The organism is Sulfitobacter sp. HNIBRBA3233, assembly GCF_040149665.1.
GTDB classification, from domain to species: Bacteria; Pseudomonadota; Alphaproteobacteria; order Rhodobacterales; family Rhodobacteraceae; genus Sulfitobacter; species Sulfitobacter marinivivus.
The window spans coordinates 2,164,694-2,182,076 of sequence record NZ_JBEFLP010000001.1 but is presented as its reverse complement, the minus strand read 5'-3'; the positions used below and the strand labels follow the sequence as shown (position 1 = coordinate 2,182,076).

Annotated in this window: 19 protein-coding genes and 1 tRNA gene; 5 read left to right on the top strand and 15 right to left on the bottom strand. The window is 62.6% G+C overall.

Annotated features, from left to right (window positions below):
• Positions 1 to 12: 12 nt before the first annotated feature.
• The 8 genes from ABMC89_RS10740 to ABMC89_RS10705 all read right to left on the bottom strand — a co-directional run bounded on the left by ABMC89_RS10740 (position 13) and on the right by ABMC89_RS10705 (position 6,664).
• Complete coding sequence (locus ABMC89_RS10740) at positions 13 to 450, bottom strand: DUF6691 family protein (protein ID WP_349567925.1); 438 nt, start codon at positions 448 to 450, stop codon at positions 13 to 15.
• A gap of 3 nt (positions 451 to 453) precedes the next feature.
• A complete protein-coding gene (locus ABMC89_RS10735) occupies positions 454 to 888 on the bottom strand; it encodes a YeeE/YedE family protein (RefSeq protein ID WP_349567924.1) in 435 nt (144 codons plus the stop codon).
• 99 nt (positions 889 to 987) lie between these two features.
• Entirely contained in the window at positions 988 to 1,710 is a 723-nt protein-coding gene (locus ABMC89_RS10730; protein ID WP_349567923.1) for a Crp/Fnr family transcriptional regulator, read from the bottom strand.
• Positions 1,711 to 1,756: 46 nt separating this feature from the next.
• Positions 1,757 to 2,527, bottom strand: a complete 771-nt coding sequence (locus tag ABMC89_RS10725) for a LamB/YcsF family protein (protein WP_349567922.1) — start codon at positions 2,525 to 2,527, stop codon at positions 1,757 to 1,759.
• Positions 2,528 to 2,538: 11 nt separating this feature from the next.
• Positions 2,539 to 3,558: a 5-oxoprolinase subunit C family protein gene (locus ABMC89_RS10720; RefSeq protein WP_349567921.1), complete on the bottom strand. Its 1,020-nt coding sequence runs from the start codon at positions 3,556 to 3,558 to the stop codon at positions 2,539 to 2,541.
• Complete coding sequence (locus ABMC89_RS10715; RefSeq protein ID WP_349567920.1) at positions 3,555 to 4,292, bottom strand: 5-oxoprolinase subunit B family protein; 738 nt, start codon at positions 4,290 to 4,292, stop codon at positions 3,555 to 3,557. The genes ABMC89_RS10720 and ABMC89_RS10715 overlap by 4 nt, the downstream gene beginning before the upstream one ends.
• A gap of 177 nt (positions 4,293 to 4,469) precedes the next feature.
• Complete coding sequence (locus ABMC89_RS10710; RefSeq protein ID WP_349567919.1) at positions 4,470 to 5,696, bottom strand: winged helix-turn-helix domain-containing protein; 1,227 nt, start codon at positions 5,694 to 5,696, stop codon at positions 4,470 to 4,472.
• Complete coding sequence (locus ABMC89_RS10705; protein WP_439655663.1) at positions 5,693 to 6,664, bottom strand: LacI family DNA-binding transcriptional regulator; 972 nt, start codon at positions 6,662 to 6,664, stop codon at positions 5,693 to 5,695. Before ABMC89_RS10705 ends, ABMC89_RS10710 begins: the two co-directional genes overlap by 4 nt.
• A gap of 298 nt (positions 6,665 to 6,962) precedes the next feature.
• On the opposite strand from ABMC89_RS10705, the gene ABMC89_RS10700 reads away from it, so the two are divergent.
• Positions 6,963 to 7,039, top strand: a tRNA-Arg gene (locus ABMC89_RS10700).
• Between the two features lie 89 nt (positions 7,040 to 7,128).
• Here ABMC89_RS10700 and ABMC89_RS10695 read toward each other — a convergent pair.
• From ABMC89_RS10695 to leuC, 6 genes are all read right to left on the bottom strand, one after another.
• Positions 7,129 to 8,121 carry a DMT family transporter gene (locus tag ABMC89_RS10695; protein ID WP_349567917.1) on the bottom strand — a complete coding sequence of 331 codons (993 nt, stop codon included), beginning with the start codon at positions 8,119 to 8,121 and terminating at the stop codon, positions 7,129 to 7,131.
• A gap of 116 nt (positions 8,122 to 8,237) precedes the next feature.
• Positions 8,238 to 9,344, bottom strand: coding sequence for a 3-isopropylmalate dehydrogenase (gene leuB / locus ABMC89_RS10690; RefSeq protein ID WP_349567916.1), 1,107 nt, complete (start codon positions 9,342 to 9,344; stop codon positions 8,238 to 8,240).
• A 54-nt stretch (positions 9,345 to 9,398) separates the two neighbouring features.
• Positions 9,399 to 10,325 carry an endonuclease/exonuclease/phosphatase family protein gene (locus ABMC89_RS10685; protein ID WP_349568596.1) on the bottom strand — a complete coding sequence of 309 codons (927 nt, stop codon included), beginning with the start codon at positions 10,323 to 10,325 and terminating at the stop codon, positions 9,399 to 9,401.
• 56 nt (positions 10,326 to 10,381) lie between these two features.
• Positions 10,382 to 11,209 (bottom strand): ATP synthase subunit B family protein, encoded by an 828-nt coding sequence (locus tag ABMC89_RS10680; RefSeq protein ID WP_349567915.1) that lies wholly within the window; start codon positions 11,207 to 11,209, stop codon positions 10,382 to 10,384.
• Positions 11,210 to 11,629: 420 nt separating this feature from the next.
• Positions 11,630 to 12,235 (bottom strand): 3-isopropylmalate dehydratase small subunit, encoded by a 606-nt coding sequence (gene leuD / locus ABMC89_RS10675; protein ID WP_349567914.1) that lies wholly within the window; start codon positions 12,233 to 12,235, stop codon positions 11,630 to 11,632.
• A gap of 123 nt (positions 12,236 to 12,358) precedes the next feature.
• Positions 12,359 to 13,765: a 3-isopropylmalate dehydratase large subunit gene (gene leuC, locus ABMC89_RS10670; protein WP_349567913.1), complete on the bottom strand. Its 1,407-nt coding sequence runs from the start codon at positions 13,763 to 13,765 to the stop codon at positions 12,359 to 12,361.
• A gap of 247 nt (positions 13,766 to 14,012) precedes the next feature.
• Between leuC and ABMC89_RS10665 the strand changes: the two genes are divergently transcribed.
• From ABMC89_RS10665 to rlmH, 4 genes are all read left to right on the top strand, one after another.
• Positions 14,013 to 15,329 (top strand): mechanosensitive ion channel family protein, encoded by a 1,317-nt coding sequence (locus tag ABMC89_RS10665; RefSeq protein WP_349567912.1) that lies wholly within the window; start codon positions 14,013 to 14,015, stop codon positions 15,327 to 15,329.
• 35 nt (positions 15,330 to 15,364) lie between these two features.
• Positions 15,365 to 16,033: an FAD-binding oxidoreductase gene (locus tag ABMC89_RS10660; RefSeq protein ID WP_349567911.1), complete on the top strand. Its 669-nt coding sequence runs from the start codon at positions 15,365 to 15,367 to the stop codon at positions 16,031 to 16,033.
• Positions 16,034 to 16,147: 114 nt separating this feature from the next.
• Positions 16,148 to 16,549, top strand: coding sequence for a ribosome silencing factor (gene rsfS / locus ABMC89_RS10655; RefSeq protein ID WP_349567910.1), 402 nt, complete (start codon positions 16,148 to 16,150; stop codon positions 16,547 to 16,549).
• A 7-nt stretch (positions 16,550 to 16,556) separates the two neighbouring features.
• Positions 16,557 to 17,027: a 23S rRNA (pseudouridine(1915)-N(3))-methyltransferase RlmH gene (rlmH, locus tag ABMC89_RS10650; RefSeq protein ID WP_349567909.1), complete on the top strand. Its 471-nt coding sequence runs from the start codon at positions 16,557 to 16,559 to the stop codon at positions 17,025 to 17,027.
• 5 nt (positions 17,028 to 17,032) lie between these two features.
• Here the strand turns inward: rlmH and ABMC89_RS10645 are convergent, their stop codons facing one another.
• Positions 17,033 to 17,356, bottom strand: a complete 324-nt coding sequence (locus ABMC89_RS10645; protein ID WP_349567908.1) for a hypothetical protein — start codon at positions 17,354 to 17,356, stop codon at positions 17,033 to 17,035.
• Between the last annotated feature and the right edge of the window lie 27 nt (positions 17,357 to 17,383).

Here is a 17,383-nt window from a genome sequence, read left to right as displayed (position 1 = left end):
TCCTCCTACCGGTCAGGTGGTCGCGGTTTTGCGCCTGTCTGTCGTGGCCTGCAGCAATTTTGCGCATAGGATACCACCGATCAGTGCAACGACAAATATCAGAACTTCGGATCGTCCGGTGCCGAGCGCGGGCAGCGCACCGCCCGGGCAGAACCCCGCTATGCCCCAGCCCACGCCGAAAACGGCGGCGCCACCCAGCAGGGGCAGGTCAAGCTCGCGCCGCGTGGGCAGGTGGAATACGCCACCGATCAGCGGGCCGGATCCCTTGAGAACGAAGCGGTAGCCGATGAAAGTCGTCACGAGCGCGCCGCCCATGACGAAGGCAAGGCTGGGGTCCCAGCTGCCCGCAATGTCGAAGAAGTTCAGCACCTTCGCAGGATTGGCCATTCCCGAGATCGAGATGCCGATGCCGAAGATCAGGCCGATGATGTAAGAGACGAGGATGCGCATGGGTCAGGCTCCGAACACGTGGCGGACAAGGTAGACGGTGATGACGGTTGTCAGCATGAAGGTCAGCGTTGCCGCGATCGATCGCGGTGACAGCCGCGCCATGCCGCAGACCCCGTGGCCCGAGGTGCATCCCGCGCCGAAGGTCACGCCGATCCCGACGAGAAAGCCACCGACAAGCAGCATCGGCGTCGATACGGGAACCGAGATTTCGGGCATTCCGCCGCTAAGGAGATAGATCGCCAGAGGACCGCTTACCATGCCCAGCAGGGTCGCGGTGCGCCATGACCAGTCTGACCAGCCGTTCGGATGCAGGACGCCCGCCAGAACGCCGGTGGCGCCCATGATCCGGCCCAGCGTGGCCATCAGAAGAACGGCGGAAAGGCCGATCAGCACGCCACCGCCGAGCGATTGAAAGGGGGTAAAAGCAGTTTCGATCATGGCTGGATGCGACTCCTCGGTCGGGTATTGCGGTCTGTTCCGCCGAGGTATAGCGCAGCTACGGCCCGCCTGACGGTGACATTGTCACCAATTCCGGGATCAGCCGTGCTGCCGCGCCAGCGCTTCCAGCTGGACGCGGTCCAGCAGCCGGATCTTTCCGCGCGATTGTTCGATCCATCCGCGCCGTTGGAACTCCTGCAACTGGCGCGAGATCACTTCGCGCGCGGTGCCCAGTTCGACCGATAGTTTCTGGTGTGTCGCCGCAAGGTGGCCCGTGTCGTCCGAAAGCGTGACCAGTTTGTCCGCCAGCCGGACGTCCAGCCGCTGGAACGCCACTTCGTCGATGATCAGGAACAGATCGGTGATACGCTTGGAGAAGGCCGCAAACACGAAATCCCGGAACGGTTTTGACTGCGCCACAAGATCGTCGAAGACATCCCGCGGCACGGCGGCGGCTTCGATATCCGTCTCGGCGATGCCTTCGGCGCTGTAGTCGTCATAGGCCAGCAGGCACGCGGTGGTCAGCACACAGCTTTCGCCCGCATTGATCCGGTAGAGGACAATTTCGTGGCCGGTGTCCGACACCTGCTGGACCCGGACTGTTCCGGACAAAAGGAACAGCATGTTTTCCGGCGAATTTCCCGGCCCGAACACCATTTCACCCTCTGCCACGGTGATGATGCGGCTGCGCCCGATCAGCTGCGCCTTGATCTCGGCGTTCAGCCGGGACAGGCCCGGAAAGCGTTCGACCCACTCACCGTCCGCCAGTGTTTTTGCGGGCGGTGCGCTGTCGGGCGTGGAAGGGGCAGAGCGGGTTTTCATAACGCAATCCTCGTCTGTTGATCCGCTTTGCAGTCGGGGTTTGCGGTCAGACGGATGTCCGCCCCTTGAAGGTTTGCAGGGTGATGCCAGCGGCCTCCAGCGCCTTGCGGACCTGTTGCGCGATCTGGACGGCGGTGGGCGTGTCCCCGTGCAGGCAGATCGTGTCGACGGCGGTGGGGATGTGTTTGCCGCTGTCGGTGATGATCGCGCCGGCCTTGACCATCTCGACCATGCGTTTGCCGGCGATTTCCGGATCGTGGATAACGGCACCCTCTATACTGCGATCGACGAGAGTTGCATTTTCGTTATAGGCGCGGTCGGCGAAAATCTCGCCCGCCCAGGTGCAGCCGAGGCTTTCTGCCGCGCGCTGCTGGGCGGTGGCCGACAGAACCATGACAATCAGGTCGGGTGCGACCGACAGCGCCGCCTCAAACAGATCCTGCGCAAGATCCTCGTCTTCAGAGGCCATATTGGCAATCGCGCCGTGCAGTTTCAGGTGCCGCACTTCGGCGCCGACGCTGCGCGCCATGCCGATGCTTGCCGCCACCTGATAGCGGATCTGGTTCTGGAGCGTGGCGCGGGGAACCGACATGCGGTTTCGCCCGAAGCCCGCGATATCCATGAAGCCGGGATGCGCGCCAATGCCGACACCGTTCTGTGAGGCCATGCGCATCGTCGCGGCCATCACATCAGGGTCTCCGGCATGGCCGCCGCAGGCGATATTCGCCGAGGTGACTGTTTTCAGCAGCGATGCATCGTCGCCCATTTTCCACGCGCCAAAGCTTTCGCCCATGTCGGCATTCAGATCCACACGCATCTCAGGTCTCCTTATTGGTACGGGTCATGGGTGGCAGAGACGACACCGCTGATCAACGTGTAGCTCAGCAGATCGCGGATCGTCGACGGATCGCGCAGCAAGGGCCGCAGGGTGGACTTCAGCTTGGCACGGGCAGCGGTATCGCGTTCCTGAATTGCGCGGGCCTCGGACATGTCGACAAAGCTGAACCTGAGCGTTGCACCGGCGGGCGCCTGCGCCATGCGCGGCAGATCGGCGGGGATGACCGTTGCGATACGGGGGTAGCCGCCGGTCGTCTGGCAATCGGCCATCAGCACGAAGGGCGCGCCGTCACCGGTGACCTGAATGTCGCCCTGCACGATCACATCCGACAGGATATTCAGCTGCCCCGCCGCGGCGATGGCCGGACCATCGTGATCCAGCCGGACGCCCATCCGGTTCGCCCGGGCATCGCGTTTGAACGCTGTCGCAGTGAACTGGTCCTGTGTTTGCGCGTCGAAGAGATCGGTTTGCATCGACGCCACGATCCGCACGGTTCCGCCGTCGAACCGCGCCTCCGGCGTCAGGGTCATGCCGGTTGACGTTCCCTTGTCGGGCCCGACGGGCAATTCGTCTCCGGCGGCCAGCAAGGCACCCAGACCCGCGCTGAGATGGGTTGCGCGCGCGCCCATACGCTCTGCCACGTCGATGCCGCCACCGACGTGCAGATAGCCGTAGTTGCCGGTCTGCGCGACGCCGATCACCAGCTTTGCACCGGCGGGTATCAGGTGGCTCGCGTACCAGGCCAGTGTTTCGCCGTCGCAGCTTGCGGGCATCGGCGCGCCTGTCAGCGCGATACGGGTGTCTTCGCCGAAGGTGAAGGTGCCGCCCATCCCGCCCAGTTCAATCGCGGCGAGACCGGGATCCTGACCAAGAAGCGCCGCCCCTTCGGCCAGCGCGAGCGTGTCCATCGCGCCGCCGCGCGTCAGGCCCTGTGCCAGAAACCCCGGCCGCCCCATGTCCTGTACGCTCAGCGCCGGTCCGGCGGATGCGAGTGTGACGGTCCGGCTCATGCGATTTCCTCTCGCTGGGCGCCGCCGTCACCGTCCGCGTCCGTGCTCTGGATGCGCGACAACTCGGTGGCTGTGATATTGTGGAAAATCATCTCGTCCCCCGGCGAGAGGGCGAAGGGCCGCTCGCTGTCGGGACGGAAGGTGCGGAAAGCGGTCTGCCCGATGTGGCGCCAGCCTGTCGGTGTCGTATTGGTGAAAACGATCAACTGGCGGATCGCCACGACCAGCGCGCCTTGCGGCACCGCTTTGCTCAGGGCCTGCTGTCGGGGAATGTTCCAATGCTCTGCAAGTTCGCCGGTGTAGGGCTGGCCGGGCGCGAAACCGATGGTCAGCACCCGCACGCGGGCCTGAGACAGTTCGGCAACTGCCTCTTCGGGCGACAGGCCTGCGGCTTCGGCGGCCTCGGCCAGTTGCGGGGCCGCATCGGTTCCGTAAAGCGTCGGCACCCGCCAAAGGGTGCGGCCTTCGGGCAAGGGCGCGTCAAGCCAATCGCGTGAGGCCAGCAGATCCGACAGCTTTTCGGTCAGCGCCTCGACCGGCGTTGCCCCGAGATCGACGCTGACGAAAGCCGAAACAAGGGATGTCGATGTCTCGCGGACCTCCGGCCATCCCTGTGAGTCGACCGCCGCGCGAAAGGCGAGAGCGGCACGGTTTGCGGGTTCGGACATCGCGTCCGCGAACTGCACCAGCAAACCGGCCATGCCGACGGAACGAATGCGCGGGAACTGGGACATCGGCGAAAACCTTTCGGGTCGGAAGCGGAGGCAGGACAGCAGTTGGATGCATCGACAGGTGCCAGCATGCGATAAAGATCACCGGTTGCGCCAGTGGTTCGGCGGAAAGAACTGCCAGAAACCTATCAAATGTCCGGTTCCGATGGTGACAGAACCGTTCAGATCGCATGGCACGGATCAGAAACGATGGCTCGCGGCCTCCCGCAGCCAGCCGTCGTCGAACGCGATCTTCGACACACCGGCAAGTTTGACGATCCGGCTCAGCTCCGCCTCAAGAGCTCTGTGGCGGAGCTTGCCCCAGCGCACACCCGGCTCGGGCCAGAGCGCGCGGACCCTCAGGGTGTCATCGGCGCGAAAGGCTTTCATGTCGATCCGCCCGACGATCCGTTCGCCCTGTAGCAATGGGAAGACATAGTAGCCGTAGGCGCGCTTGGCTTCCGGCACGAAAACCTCGATCCGGTAATCGAACCCGAACAGCCATTTCGCCCGCTTGCGGTCGCGCAGGGCGGGATCGAAGGGGCTGAGCACCCGCAACCGGTCCGTTGCCTGCGTCTGCGTGGCCGGATCCTCCGCCAGACCGGGGCGCGCGAAGAGGCGGCGCAGCGTTCCATCCGCGCCTTCGATATCCAGCGCCTCGATCTGGCCCCGCTCCAGCGCCTTCGCGCACCACGCTTTGGCTTCCGCCGCGCTGACGTGAGCCCAGAACGCCGCGATTTCGCCGGAGGTCGCGAACCCCAGCCTGTCGAGCGCGTTCGCGCAGCACCAGTCGATTGTCTCGGCTTCCGTCGGGGCCGTGCCGGGTGCCCAAAGCTGCGGATCCAGCACACGTTCGGTCAGGTCATAGCGTTTCTGGAATCCTTCGCGGCCCACCACGTGCAACGCGCCGCTGCGCCAAAGATATTCGAGCGCGGTCTTTGACGGATGCCAGTCCCACCATCCGCCCGAGCCGCGTTTTTCGTCGCGGCCCACATCGGATGATCCGCACGCCCCTTCGGTGCGGATATGGTCCAGCACGGCTTGCATCTGGTCCTCGAACCCGTCCCTGCGCCAACTGCGCCATTGCTTGCGCAGACGCGCCGCATCACGCCGGCGGCGCATCTGCCACAGCGGATAGAACGCCTGCGGGATCACCGCGGCATCGTGGGTCCAATGTTCGAACAGCGTGTCGCCGCGCGCGTAAAGCCGTGTGAGATCGTCGCTGCGGAACCGTGGGCGCCGCGCGAACAGGATCAGATCATGGGCACGTGCGACCGTATTGATGCTGTCGATCTGCACGAACCCCAGACGCGCGATCAGGTCCAGAAGATCGTCGCCCTGCGCCGGTCCCTGTGCGGGCTCCAGCAGGGCATGGCGGTCGAGAAACACGCGCCGCGCCTTGGTGTTTTCCAGCGCAGGGCCGGTCATCCGTGGGTGCGGCGGCGCAATGTATCTCCGGGGCTGAGCGTGGGCTTCATCGTGATGATCTTTTCCATATTCGGATCAGGCGAAGGCCCGGAGGCCGCAATGATGATGCGTGCCGCCGCTTCCCCGATTTCGCGGCGGCAGGCGTCTGTCGTGGCCAGCTGACGCGGCAACCCCTGCAACAGTTCCACCCCGTTGAACCCTGCCAGCCCGATCTTGCCGGGAATATCTATGCCCTGATCCAGCAGATGCAAAAGCCCGCCAGCGCCGATCATGTCGTTGGAATAATAGAGAAAGTCGAGCTCAGGTGACCGTTCGAGCATCGCCTGGGTCATCTCGCGCCCCTTCAGCAGCGCCGAGCCCCCCTGGTAGAAATCGCGATCCTCGATCTCGATCCCTTCCTTCGCCAGCGCTTCGGTGAAACCCTCAAACCGTTTGCGTGCACGGTGGTCGAGCGGCATCTTGGTGCCCAGAAAACCGATCCGCTCGTATCCTTCGCGCAGGATCGCGCGGGCCATGTCGCGCCCTGCCTGACGGTGCGAAATACCCACCATCGCGTCAATCGGATTGCCGTCGGTGTCCATGATCTCGACCACCGGTATGCCGGCATTCGTCAGCATCGCGCGTGTCGGTTCGGAATGCTCCAGCCCCGCGATTATCACGCCGGAGGGGCGCCACGACAGCATCTCGTACAATACCTGTTCTTCCTTTTCGGGAAGATAGTCGGTAACGCCCACGACCGGCTGAAGCGGTGTGTCATCGAAAGCCGCGTTGATCCCGGCCAGAACCTCGGGGAAGACCATGTTTCCAAGGCTCGGAATGATGACAGCGACGAGGTTAACGCGCTGCGAGGCAAGCGATCCCGCAATCTGGTTCGGCACGTATCCCAGTTCTTTCGCGGCCGCGAGAACCCTTTCGCGCGTTGCTTCGGAGACATCGCCGCTTTTGCGCAGGACACGGCTGACAGTCATTTCGGAAACGCCACAGGCTTCCGAAACATCGCGCAGCGTGAGGGGCCGCTTTGGGGGGATCGACAAAGGCTTTTTCCTTCCGGGGCTTTCGTTTCACGCTACCGCATGGCCCACGAGAAGCGCAAGCGGATGCGCATGACACGATGTTGCGTGCCACGCGGGAGGGGGAGCGCCCCTCGGCGCGGTGTACCCCTTTGCCCTCGCCGCAAGGCGCCCACATTTCGCCATCCGGCCCCAGAATTTCGATTCCTTCTTGCGCATGGCCAACGGATATTTTTCAAGCTAAAGAACTGACCGTGGCCCCGTGGCTCAACTGGATAGAGCAGCCCCCTCCTAAGGGGCAGGTTGCAGGTTCGAATCCTGCCGGGGTCACCATCTTCGATTGGAATCACATAGACGCTTCTTTTCGCCAGCCGGCTCCCGGATGCCGGGCGGTGGGTGAAGTCTCGGCCGCGATGGTGGCGCTATTCCCGATTGCGCCCCACGGGGTCTTGCGGGGCGGGAAGGACCAGCCCGACCCGTGGGGCACCGCCCATTTCGGGTCGGCGGTGCATCGTTTTCAGGACAGGCTGGTGCTGCGAGCCGCCGGTCGTTTCCCGCAGCACGATGTAGACCCCGCTGGCGATGATGATACCCGCGCCGATGAAGGTGGTCATGCCCGATGTTTCGCCAAAAAACATCCAGCCGAAAAGTGCAGCCCATATGATCTGGCTGTATTGCATGGGCGCCACGATGGCGGCATCGGCGAGTGAATAGGCGCGGATCATCAGGGACATGGCAAGAACGGCAAGAACCGCGATCAGAAGGACAAGGCCGAGATCGCGCAGCGGCATCGGGACGTAGACGAAGGGCAGGATGATCAGCATGATGCCGAAGTTCGCCAGAAGCGGGTAGAGCAACAGAACCTCCCGCCGCTCCACGGCGCCGATCTTGCGCATCACAACCCCGCTGAGCGCCGAACTGAAGGCCGCGACGAGCCCTGCCAGATGGCCCGGCCCCATCTCGGCCGTGCCGGGGCGCAGGACCACGAGGACTCCGGCAAGCCCCATGAGCACGGCGATCCAACGGTGCAGGCGCACTTTCTCGCCCAGCATCGGGATGGACAGCAGCGTAATCATCAGGGGCGTGGTGAACAGGATTGCGTAGGTTTCCGTCAGCGGCAGCACCGAGAAGGCGTAGAATGCGCAGATGCCGCCCAGAACAACTGTCGCGGTGCGCACGGCGGTCCAAAGCGGCATGCGTGGTCGCAGATTGTCCTGTACATCACTGCGCAGCAGCATCAGCGACACAAAAGGAAAGCTGAACAGCACCACGAAAAACATGATCTGGAAGGGGGCGTAGACGCCGCCGAGCGTCTTGATCGCCACATCGTGTGTTGCATAGACCGCGAACGCCCCGAGCCCGAGGGCAAGGCCGCGAAGCGGTGTGGCGCGGGCGGGTGAGGCGGAATCTGTCATGCTGCCTTGTTAGCCCCTTCTGCCCATAAAGAAAGACGCCGGCACAGGCTGCGGCCCAATAAAAGACGGGCCTGCCTCGACAAAAGGCAGACCCGCGCATTCGTGCCCGATTTTTCTTACAGGCTTGCGTCGAGCGCGGCGAGAATCCGGTCACCCATTTCCACGGTCGAGATCGGCGTGCCGCCTTCTTCGCCCATCAGGTCTGCGGTGCGTGCGCCATCGGCCAGAACCTTTTCGATCGCCTGCTCCAGGCGGGTCGCTTCATCGCCTGCGTCGAAGGAATAGCGCAGCGCCATCGCGAAGCTGAGGATACAGGCAATCGGGTTCGCCTTACCCTGTCCGGCGATGTCGGGGGCAGATCCGTGTACCGGCTCGTAGAGCGCTTTGGGCCGCCCGTCCGCATTCGGTGCCCCGAGAGACGCGGAAGGCAGCATCCCCAGAGAGCCTGTGAGCATCGCGGCACAATCGCTGAGGATGTCGCCGAACAGGTTGTCGGTGACGATCACATCGAACTGTTTGGGCGCGCGAACCAGCTGCATGGCACCGTTGTCGGCATACATATGGCTCAGCTCTACATCCGGGTATTCGGAATCGCCGATCCGCTGGACGACCTCGCGCCACAGGACGCCGGATTCCATGACGTTGGCCTTTTCCATCGAACAGACCTTGTTCCCACGACGGCGCGCCAGTTCGAACGCCGACCGCGCGACACGCTCGATCTCGCTTTCGGTATAGCGCTGGGTGTTGATGCCCACACGTTCGTTGCCTTCTTCGAAAATGCCGCGAGGCTCTCCGAAATAGACGCCAGAGGTGAGTTCGCGCACGATCATGATATCCAGACCGGCGACCACGTCTTTCTTCAGCGACGAGAAATCCGCGAGCGCGTCAAAACACTGGGCTGGGCGCAGGTTGGAAAACAGGTCCATTTCCTTGCGCAGCCGCAGCAGGCCGCGTTCGGGTTTGACTGAAAAATCGAGGTTGTCGTATTTCGGCCCGCCCACAGCGCCCAGCAGCACGGCGTCCGCCGCAAGTGCCTTGGCCATCGTATCGTCGTGCAGCGGGGTTCCGTGCTTGTCGTACGCCGCACCACCGACAAGGTCATGCTCCACATCGAAGGGCATGTCGCGCTTTGCGCCGAACCAGTCGATGACGCGGGTGACCTGCGCCATGACTTCGGGGCCGATGCCGTCACCGGGAAGGATCAACAGTGTGGGGTTTGCCATGCGGGTTTCTCCTGAAAACAATCGCGTTCGGCGTAGCCTGACCGCGCCATACCGTCAAGGAGAGGTCGCTTCGATGTCCACCCAGAGAAGGCTGTGCCGGCTGGCCGCGGGATCGGTCGCAGTGCCATGGTCCAGAACCCGCCAGCCAGCTGCGGGAAGCAGGTAATCGACCCGCAGGTCGCCGGGCACCGGATCGGTGAAATCCGCGGTTGGCGTTTCGGGAAAGGGATTCTGCAGGCGTGGATGCGACAGCAGCTTTTCTATCGCCTCCGGTCGACCGTCGCCGCGGTCGGGGTCGACATTCGCAGTGCCCAGCAGGACGAAGGATGCCGTTTGGTCCGTCTGCAATCGCCAGAGCCAGAAGGCGGTCTCGTCGTGGTTGCGCCGACCGTTCCGGTCCTCGGGGCCGTCAAACACAGGCGGGGACGCGTGAAAGGTCCAGACAGACACCTTTCCCTGCGGCGTCTCGATGGGGACGATCCAGTGCCCTTTCGACGATAGCCGGTGCGCATGGAAGACCTCTGTCCCGCCGAAGGCGCGACCGTCCTGCTGCGGATAGATGTTGCCCGGCAGATCGCGCCAGAGCATGGACGTGAAATCCTCCACGGTTTCGCGGTCTACCGGATAGCGCGACAGGATCGCCATGGCACCGGCCCCGTGGAATCGTCCGTAGCCGTGGGCATCATCGGGGTCGCCCAGGCGCCCGTTGCCGTTGAGATCGAGGCCGCTGTCCCTCCCGGCATTGCTGGGAAGCGCGAAAAGGTGATCGTACCTGACCCCTTGCGCGGCCAACAGGTCGGCAAAGGCCGACAGCGCCGTGTTGCGCAGATCGTGGTCGAATCCCTGCAGGGCAATGATGTCGGCTTCTACAGCGATCAGCATGGCGATCGTCGCGTCGATCTGCGGATCCGAGCCTCTCAGGATATCGCGCAGCAAAAGGCCGGGGCCGTCACGTCCAAGTTCGCTGTTGTAGGTTGCGATCCGCAGGGGCTCGGCCGTCGCAGGGCCGAACCCAAGCGTGATCAGGAGGGCGGCACTCAGGCGGGCTGCAACACGTCCTCGTCCACGCTTGCGTAGGCGCGTTTGCGCTTCTCCTCGATCATGTCCGCGATCTTGCCCATGGCAATGCCGCGCATGATGATGCTTGCCGGTAGGAACGCCCATGCTGCAATTGTCCAGATAAGGGTTTGCGGGTTCGCCAGTGTGATCGGTTCTAGCAGATCCGCCGCCATCTTGACCACGGCAGGCACGAGGAACGGCAGCAGGAACCCGAGCGAGATGTTGACGCGGGCGTCGCGCTGGAGACGCTCCAGCACATCCCCGCCGGCGGTGGGATCAAAGAGCGGAAGGTTCACCCAGACATTGAAGGCGCCCGACCGTGCGGGCCAATTGAGGATGCGCACGAGGATCAGGAACAGCGTCATCGCCACGAGCGAGATCACATAGGCCAGCCCGGACGCCGTTCGCACGAACTGGACGGTCTGTTCAGGCGCGTCTTCGGGCAGCATCAGGACCATCATGCGGACAGGCGAATACGGGAAGTCGATCGTGTTGCCGATCAACGTGCCGAAATTGGTCAGCATGAGCGTCAGGTTGGTCGGCTGGTCCATCCCTTTCAGGATCGCGCTGATGAGGAAGACGGTGAAGAACAGCGCGCCGAACCGCAGGCGGTTGAACGGTGAGGCATCCCGGAACTCGACAATGCTGGGAAAGACGGAGTTGTATTCCACGAAGGTCAACACTGCGGCCAGCAGGGCCACAAGGATCACGATCTGGGTCGAGTCGTTCGCGATCCCCGGCAACATCAGTGCTGGGGTCACGATCAACAAAGCGACCAAAAGACCGCGAAGAATCGCGGCTGTCATGCGTGCAATCAAAACTATATCCCTTCAAATCGGCCAGCCGCGATACAATGCCGCGCACTTGTTCCAACTTGATGCCCCCGGATCTGGAAGGCCTGCCTCATTATTGTCATAATGCTGCCTTCTTTTCTCCCGGTTCTCAAGCCTGATACGTTTCGTGACACGCAATGCGGGGCCATTTGAGGGTGAAGGTGGTGCGAAGTTGCATCATTACGGGGGCAAAAGTTGGGCGAACCCGATATTGCCCAAGATGTTGTGTGCAAAGTTTGCGTGCGCACTAACGCGCAGGCTTCAAGTTGCGTCGTCAACCGATTGATGTGGGGTGTGATGCCTATGGGCGCCACTGTGCAGCCGCCCCAAACCTGCCCGTAAAAGTAAAAAGCCCGGGTGTGACCCCGGGCTCTGGTGCGGCTCTGACGGGCGTTATACCCAGGGGCGCGCCTGTGCGGCGGCAGCTTCGAAGGTGTCGATCGAGGCGGCTTTTTCCATCGTCAGGCCGATGTCATCGAGGCCGTTCAGCAGGCAGTGCTTTTTGAAGGCGTCCACCTCGAAGCTGTAGACTTCGCCATCCGAGGAGGTGACCTCCTGCTTTTCGAGATCGATCTCGATCCGCGCGTTGGCGCCTTTTTCGGCGTCTTTCATCAAGGCATCCACCTGTTCGGGAGGAAGCACGATTGGCAGGATGCCGTTCTTGAAGCAGTTGCTGTAGAAGATGTCGGCAAAGCTGGGCGCAATGATGCAACGGATGCCGAAATCTGCGATGGCCCACGGGGCGTGCTCACGCGAAGAGCCGCAGCCGAAATTGTCCCCGGCGATCAGGACCTGCGCGTCGCGATAGGCCGGCTGGTTCAGGACGAAATCGGGGATTTCATTGCCATCGTCGTCGTAACGCATCTCGTCGAAGAGGTTCACGCCGAGACCAGATCGCTTGATGGTCTTCAGAAACTGCTTGGGAATTATCATGTCCGTGTCGATGTTGATCAGGGGCATGGGGGCGGCGATGCCGCTGAGAGTGGTGAACTTGTCCATCTAATGAACTCCTGTCTGGGGTTCGCCGCATCGCTGGAGGATACGGCGTTTGACGCGGGGCTCCTCGCTGGCCTGCGGCCGCTCCTCGCGAGGAGCGCGCGCAGCGTAGCGAGGAGCTTCCGCTTACATCAACTCGCGCACATCCGTCAGCTTGCCGGTGACCGCCGCTGCCGCCGCCATCGCGGGGCTCATCAGGTGGGTGCGTCCGCCCCGGCCCTGACGGCCCTCGAAATTACGGTTCGACGTGGCCGCACAGCGTTCGCCGGGCGACAACTGGTCGGGGTTCATGGCAAGGCACATCGAACAGCCCGCAAGGCGCCATTCGAAACCGGCCTCCTTGAAGATGTCGGCAAGGCCTTCTTCTTCTGCCTGTGCCCGCACCAGACCCGATCCGGGGACGACCATGGCGCGCATGCCTTCCTTGATCTTCCGGCCTTTGAGGATCGCGGCAGCGGCGCGCAGGTCCTCGATGCGGCCGTTGGTGCAGGAACCGATGAACACCGTATCGATCTCGACATCCCGCAGCGGCGTGCCCGCCTTCAGCCCCATGTAGTCGAGCGCGCGTTGCGCAGCACCGACCTTGCCGCCCGCAAAACTCTCGGCGGATGGAACCGAAGCGGTGATCGGCAGGACGTCCTCGGGCGAGGTGCCCCAGGTGACGGTCGGCGCGATGTCTTCGCCGCGGATTGTCAGGACCTTGTCCCATGCGGCATCGTCGTCGGAATAGAGCGTCTTCCACCAGTCGAGGGCAGCTTCCCACTGTGCGCCTTTGGGCGCATGGGGGCGGCCCTTGCAGTACTCGAAGGTTTTCTCGTCGGGCGCAATCAGACCCGCGCGCGCGCCGCCCTCGATCGCCATGTTGCAGATCGTCATCCGGCCTTCCATCGACAGGTCGCGGATCGCTTCGCCGCAGTATTCGATGACGTAGCCGGTGCCGCCCGCGGTGCCGGTTTCGCCGATGATCGTCAGAACGATATCCTTGGCGGTCACGCCGGGCGCAAGCTTGCCCGTGATCTCGACCTTCATGTTCTTTGATTTCTTCTGGATCAGCGTCTGGGTGGCGAGCACATGCTCGACCTCGGACGTGCCGATCCCGTGTGCCAGCGCGCCGAAGGCGCCGTGGGTCGCGGTGTGGCTGTCGCCGCAGACCACCGTCATGCCGGGAAGGGTCCAGCCCTGCTCGGGTCCGACGATATGCACGATCCCCTGACGCACATCCGAAACGGGATAGTAGTGGATCCCGAACTCCTTGGCGTTCGTATCGAGCGCTGCGACCTGGATCGCGCTGTCCTCGGTCATGTTCTTGGGGTCGTCACGGCCCGGGGTCGTGGGGACGTTGTGATCCGGTACGGCGATCGTCTTGTCTGGCGCGCGCACGGTCCGGCCTGCCATGCGCAGACCCTCGAAAGCCTGCGGGCTGGTCACCTCGTGAACGAGATGGCGGTCGATATAAAGAAGGCATGTACCGTCGTCGGCCTCATGCGCGAGATGGGCATCCCAGATCTTGTCGTAGAGCGTCTTGGGGGACATGTCGGTCCTCTCCCTTGGATGTGATGTGTGGTGGCAAAGGGTTGGTGTCGCGCGGAATGCGCGGCTCAGCCCTTTAGTCGGGCCAGCACGGTGTGCGTGGCGCCGAAAAAGCGTTCGCGCAGGCGCGCGCGATCTGTCTGATCGAAAACCTTCGTCATGCGCGCAAGATACAGTGTTGCGCGCGCTGGGGCAATGGCGCTTGCGGGGCATTGCGCATCGTGCCACGATTCCGCGAAAAGGAGCCTACATGGAAGAATCCGTCGACCCTTTCGCCGAATTTCTTGTGACCCTTCAGGCGCTTTGGTCCAACGCCCTTGCGTTTCTGTCGGGCGTGATCGAACCGGGCTGGCGCCAGAACCAGGTCATCATCGTGCTGGTTCTGGTCGGGGCCGCGTGGGTCCTGCACCGCGGCAGCGGCAACGCGCTGCAAAGCTGGGTGCGCAGCCGCGAGGGATGGGCCAAGTGGCAACTGCGGATCATCGTCCAGATCAAACGCCGTCTTGGATTGATGTGGTTTTCGCTTCTGGCGTGGGGTGTGTATCTTGCGATGCAGAACCTCACATGGCCTTCGCGGTCCTATCTGATCGGGATCGCCGCGTCGCTTTCGCTGGTCTGGGTCGGTATCGCCTTTGCAGCGCAGCTGGTGCGCAACAGGCCGCTTCGGCGCATCGTCACCTGGGCACTGTGGATCTACGCGACGCTTTATTTCCTGAACGTTGCTGACGATGTCGCGGCCTTCCTCGACCGTGTGGCGCTGGAACTGGGCGACTTCAGGCTCTCCATCCTGACGCTGATTACCGCCGTGGTGGTGATCGGCATTCTGGTCACGCTCGCCCGTGTCGCCAGTCAGGCCACGGCCAGCACGATCCGCCGCAACGAAGACATCAGCCCCTCGATGCAGGTGCTTGCGGTGAAGGGTGTCCAGCTCTTCATGTACGGGTTTGCATTCTACATCGGCATCAACGCGGTCGGCATCGATCTGACCGGTCTGGCCGTTCTGTCCGGGGCCATCGGTGTCGGTCTGGGCTTCGGCCTGCAAAAGGTCGTATCGAACCTTGTGTCCGGTGTGATCATCCTTCTCGACAAGTCGATCAAACCCGGCGACGTCATCAGCCTTGGAGAGACATTCGGCTGGATCCAGACACTGGGCGCGCGCTATGCGTCGGTGGTGACGCGGGACGGAAAAGAGTACCTGATCCCCAACGAGGACCTGATTACGGGGCAGGTGGTCAATTGGTCGCACTCCAACGAATTCGTGCGCCTCGATATCTATTTCGGCACCGCCTATCAGGACGACCCGCACAAGGTGCGCAAGCTCGCCATCGAGGCGGCCAGCAAGGTGCCCCGCGTGCTGACCAACAAGCCGCCCGTGTGTCATATCGTAGGCTTTGGCGACAGTAGCGTGGATTATATCCTGAGGTTCTGGATCAGGGATCCCACGGGCGGCCTGACGAATATCAGGGGCAATGTGTACCTCGCGCTTTGGGATGCGTTCCAGGAGGCCGGAATCTCGATCCCCTTCCCGCAGAGAGAAGTCAGGATGCTCGACAGCGGGAACGGCTAGCGTGTTCCGGTGTTGATCCCGCAAAGGAGATCAACATGAGTTACACACTGACACTTCAGTCGAAAAAGCAGCTGACACCGGACGTCCACCAGTACGTTTTCGACAAGCCCGAAGGGTTGTCGTTCAAGCCCGGTCAGGCAACCGAACTGACCATTCTCAAGGAGGGGTGGAAAGACGAGGGACGGCCGTTCACGTTCACGTCCTTGCCCGACGATGACCACCTCACGTTTGTCATCAAGAGCTATTTCGACCACGACGGCGTTACGGAACAGCTGGCGGGTCTGGTACCGGGCGATACGGTGGAGATCGAGGAGCCGTTCGGCGCGATCACAGATCACGGCGCGGGCGTCTTCATCGCGGCGGGTGCGGGTATCACGCCGTTTATCCCGATTCTCGAAAAACACGATGCGATGGGCGATATGGATTGTACGCTCATCTTCACCAACGAGACCGAGAACGACATCATCCTGCGTCGCAAGTGGGAGAAGATGGCGGGCCTGAAGACGTTTTTCACCGTCACGGACGAAGAAAATACCAGCGTCGAAGAGGAAAAGGTGGACAAATCCTTCCTTGAGAAGCATCTGGCTGACTTCGACAGGACGTTCTACATCTGCGGCCCCCAGGGATTCGTCGACGATGTACGGGACGCGCTGCTCGAACTCGGGGCGAAAAAGGACAAGATTGTCACCGAAGAAGGCTGGTAACGGCCGATCTCGGGCCCCCGTCATTGAAATGCAACCGGTCGGTGTTTAGACTCGGATGTATCCCCGGCGCCGGGGGCCCGTCGGCGCGTTAAACAGGAGGACATTGTCCTGACCATGCAAAGCAACGCCGCTCATACTGCGGAAACTGGCGCGCCGATCCCGGCTGGCCACAAACAGGCTTCGAGCGATGCCATTCTGGCAACCGTTCTGGCGTCTCTTCAAGACGACAAGGCCGAGGATATCGTGCAGATCGATCTGCGCGGAAAGACCGAGATCGGCGACCACATGGTCATCTGCTCGGGCCGTTCCACGCGTCAGGTGACCGCGATTTCCGAAAAACTGGCCCAGCGGGTCAAGGACGAGTACGGCTTCACCGTCCGTACCGAAGGCAAGGACTCGGGCGACTGGGTGCTGATCGACACGGGCGACGTGATCGTCCATGTGTTCCGCCCCGAAGTGCGCGAATTCTACCAGCTCGAAAAGATGTGGTTGCCCCAAGGCGACGCCACGTCCTGAGCCCGCGATGAAGGTACAGATCTGTGCCGTCGGTCGGCTTCGTGCCGGACCGGAAAAGACGCTTATCGACGACTATCTGAAACGATTTGACCGAACCGGTCGGGGGCTATCTCTCGGACCGGCTTCTGTCGTTGAGGTGGATGACCGCAAGGGCGGGGGCATGCAGGGCGAGGCCGCGTTGCTGCGCCGCGCGGTGCCAGAAGGTGCCGTGATGTGCGTGCTGGACGAACGCGGCAAGGTCGAGACATCGCCACGTTTCGCGCGGCGGCTCGAAGGCTGGCGGGATGCGGGGCGGCAGGATCTGGCATTCGTGATCGGCGGCGCGGACGGTGTGGATCCATCGCTGCGCGACGAGGCCGACCACCTGCTTTCTTTCGGTCAGATGGTCTGGCCGCATATGCTGGTGAGGGTCATGCTGGCGGAACAGTTGTATCGCGCCGCATCAATCCTGTCGGGTGGGCCCTACCACCGCGTTTAGGTGCCCTAGCGGATCTTTACCGTGGCGATATCCGGACCCCAACCCGAGGTATTGTCATGGACCTCGATCAGGACCGTATCCACATCCGCAGGAATCTCGACATTCGACAGGGACCGCGTGAACGGCTGTTCTTCCACATGCGGATGGGCCAGTTGCCGCGTACCGAGCACGTTTCCGTCCAGATCCTTCACACGCCATGCATCGACATAGTGCTCCCACCCCGAGTCGGGGTGCGCGATCGTCACGTTGAAAGTGAATGTGCCGCCGACTTTGGAGAACGCGATATTGTTGATTGTCGCAGGATCGGCAGCTAGGGGCGCGGCCGTCAATGCCGCGAGAAGGGTAAAGATTTTACG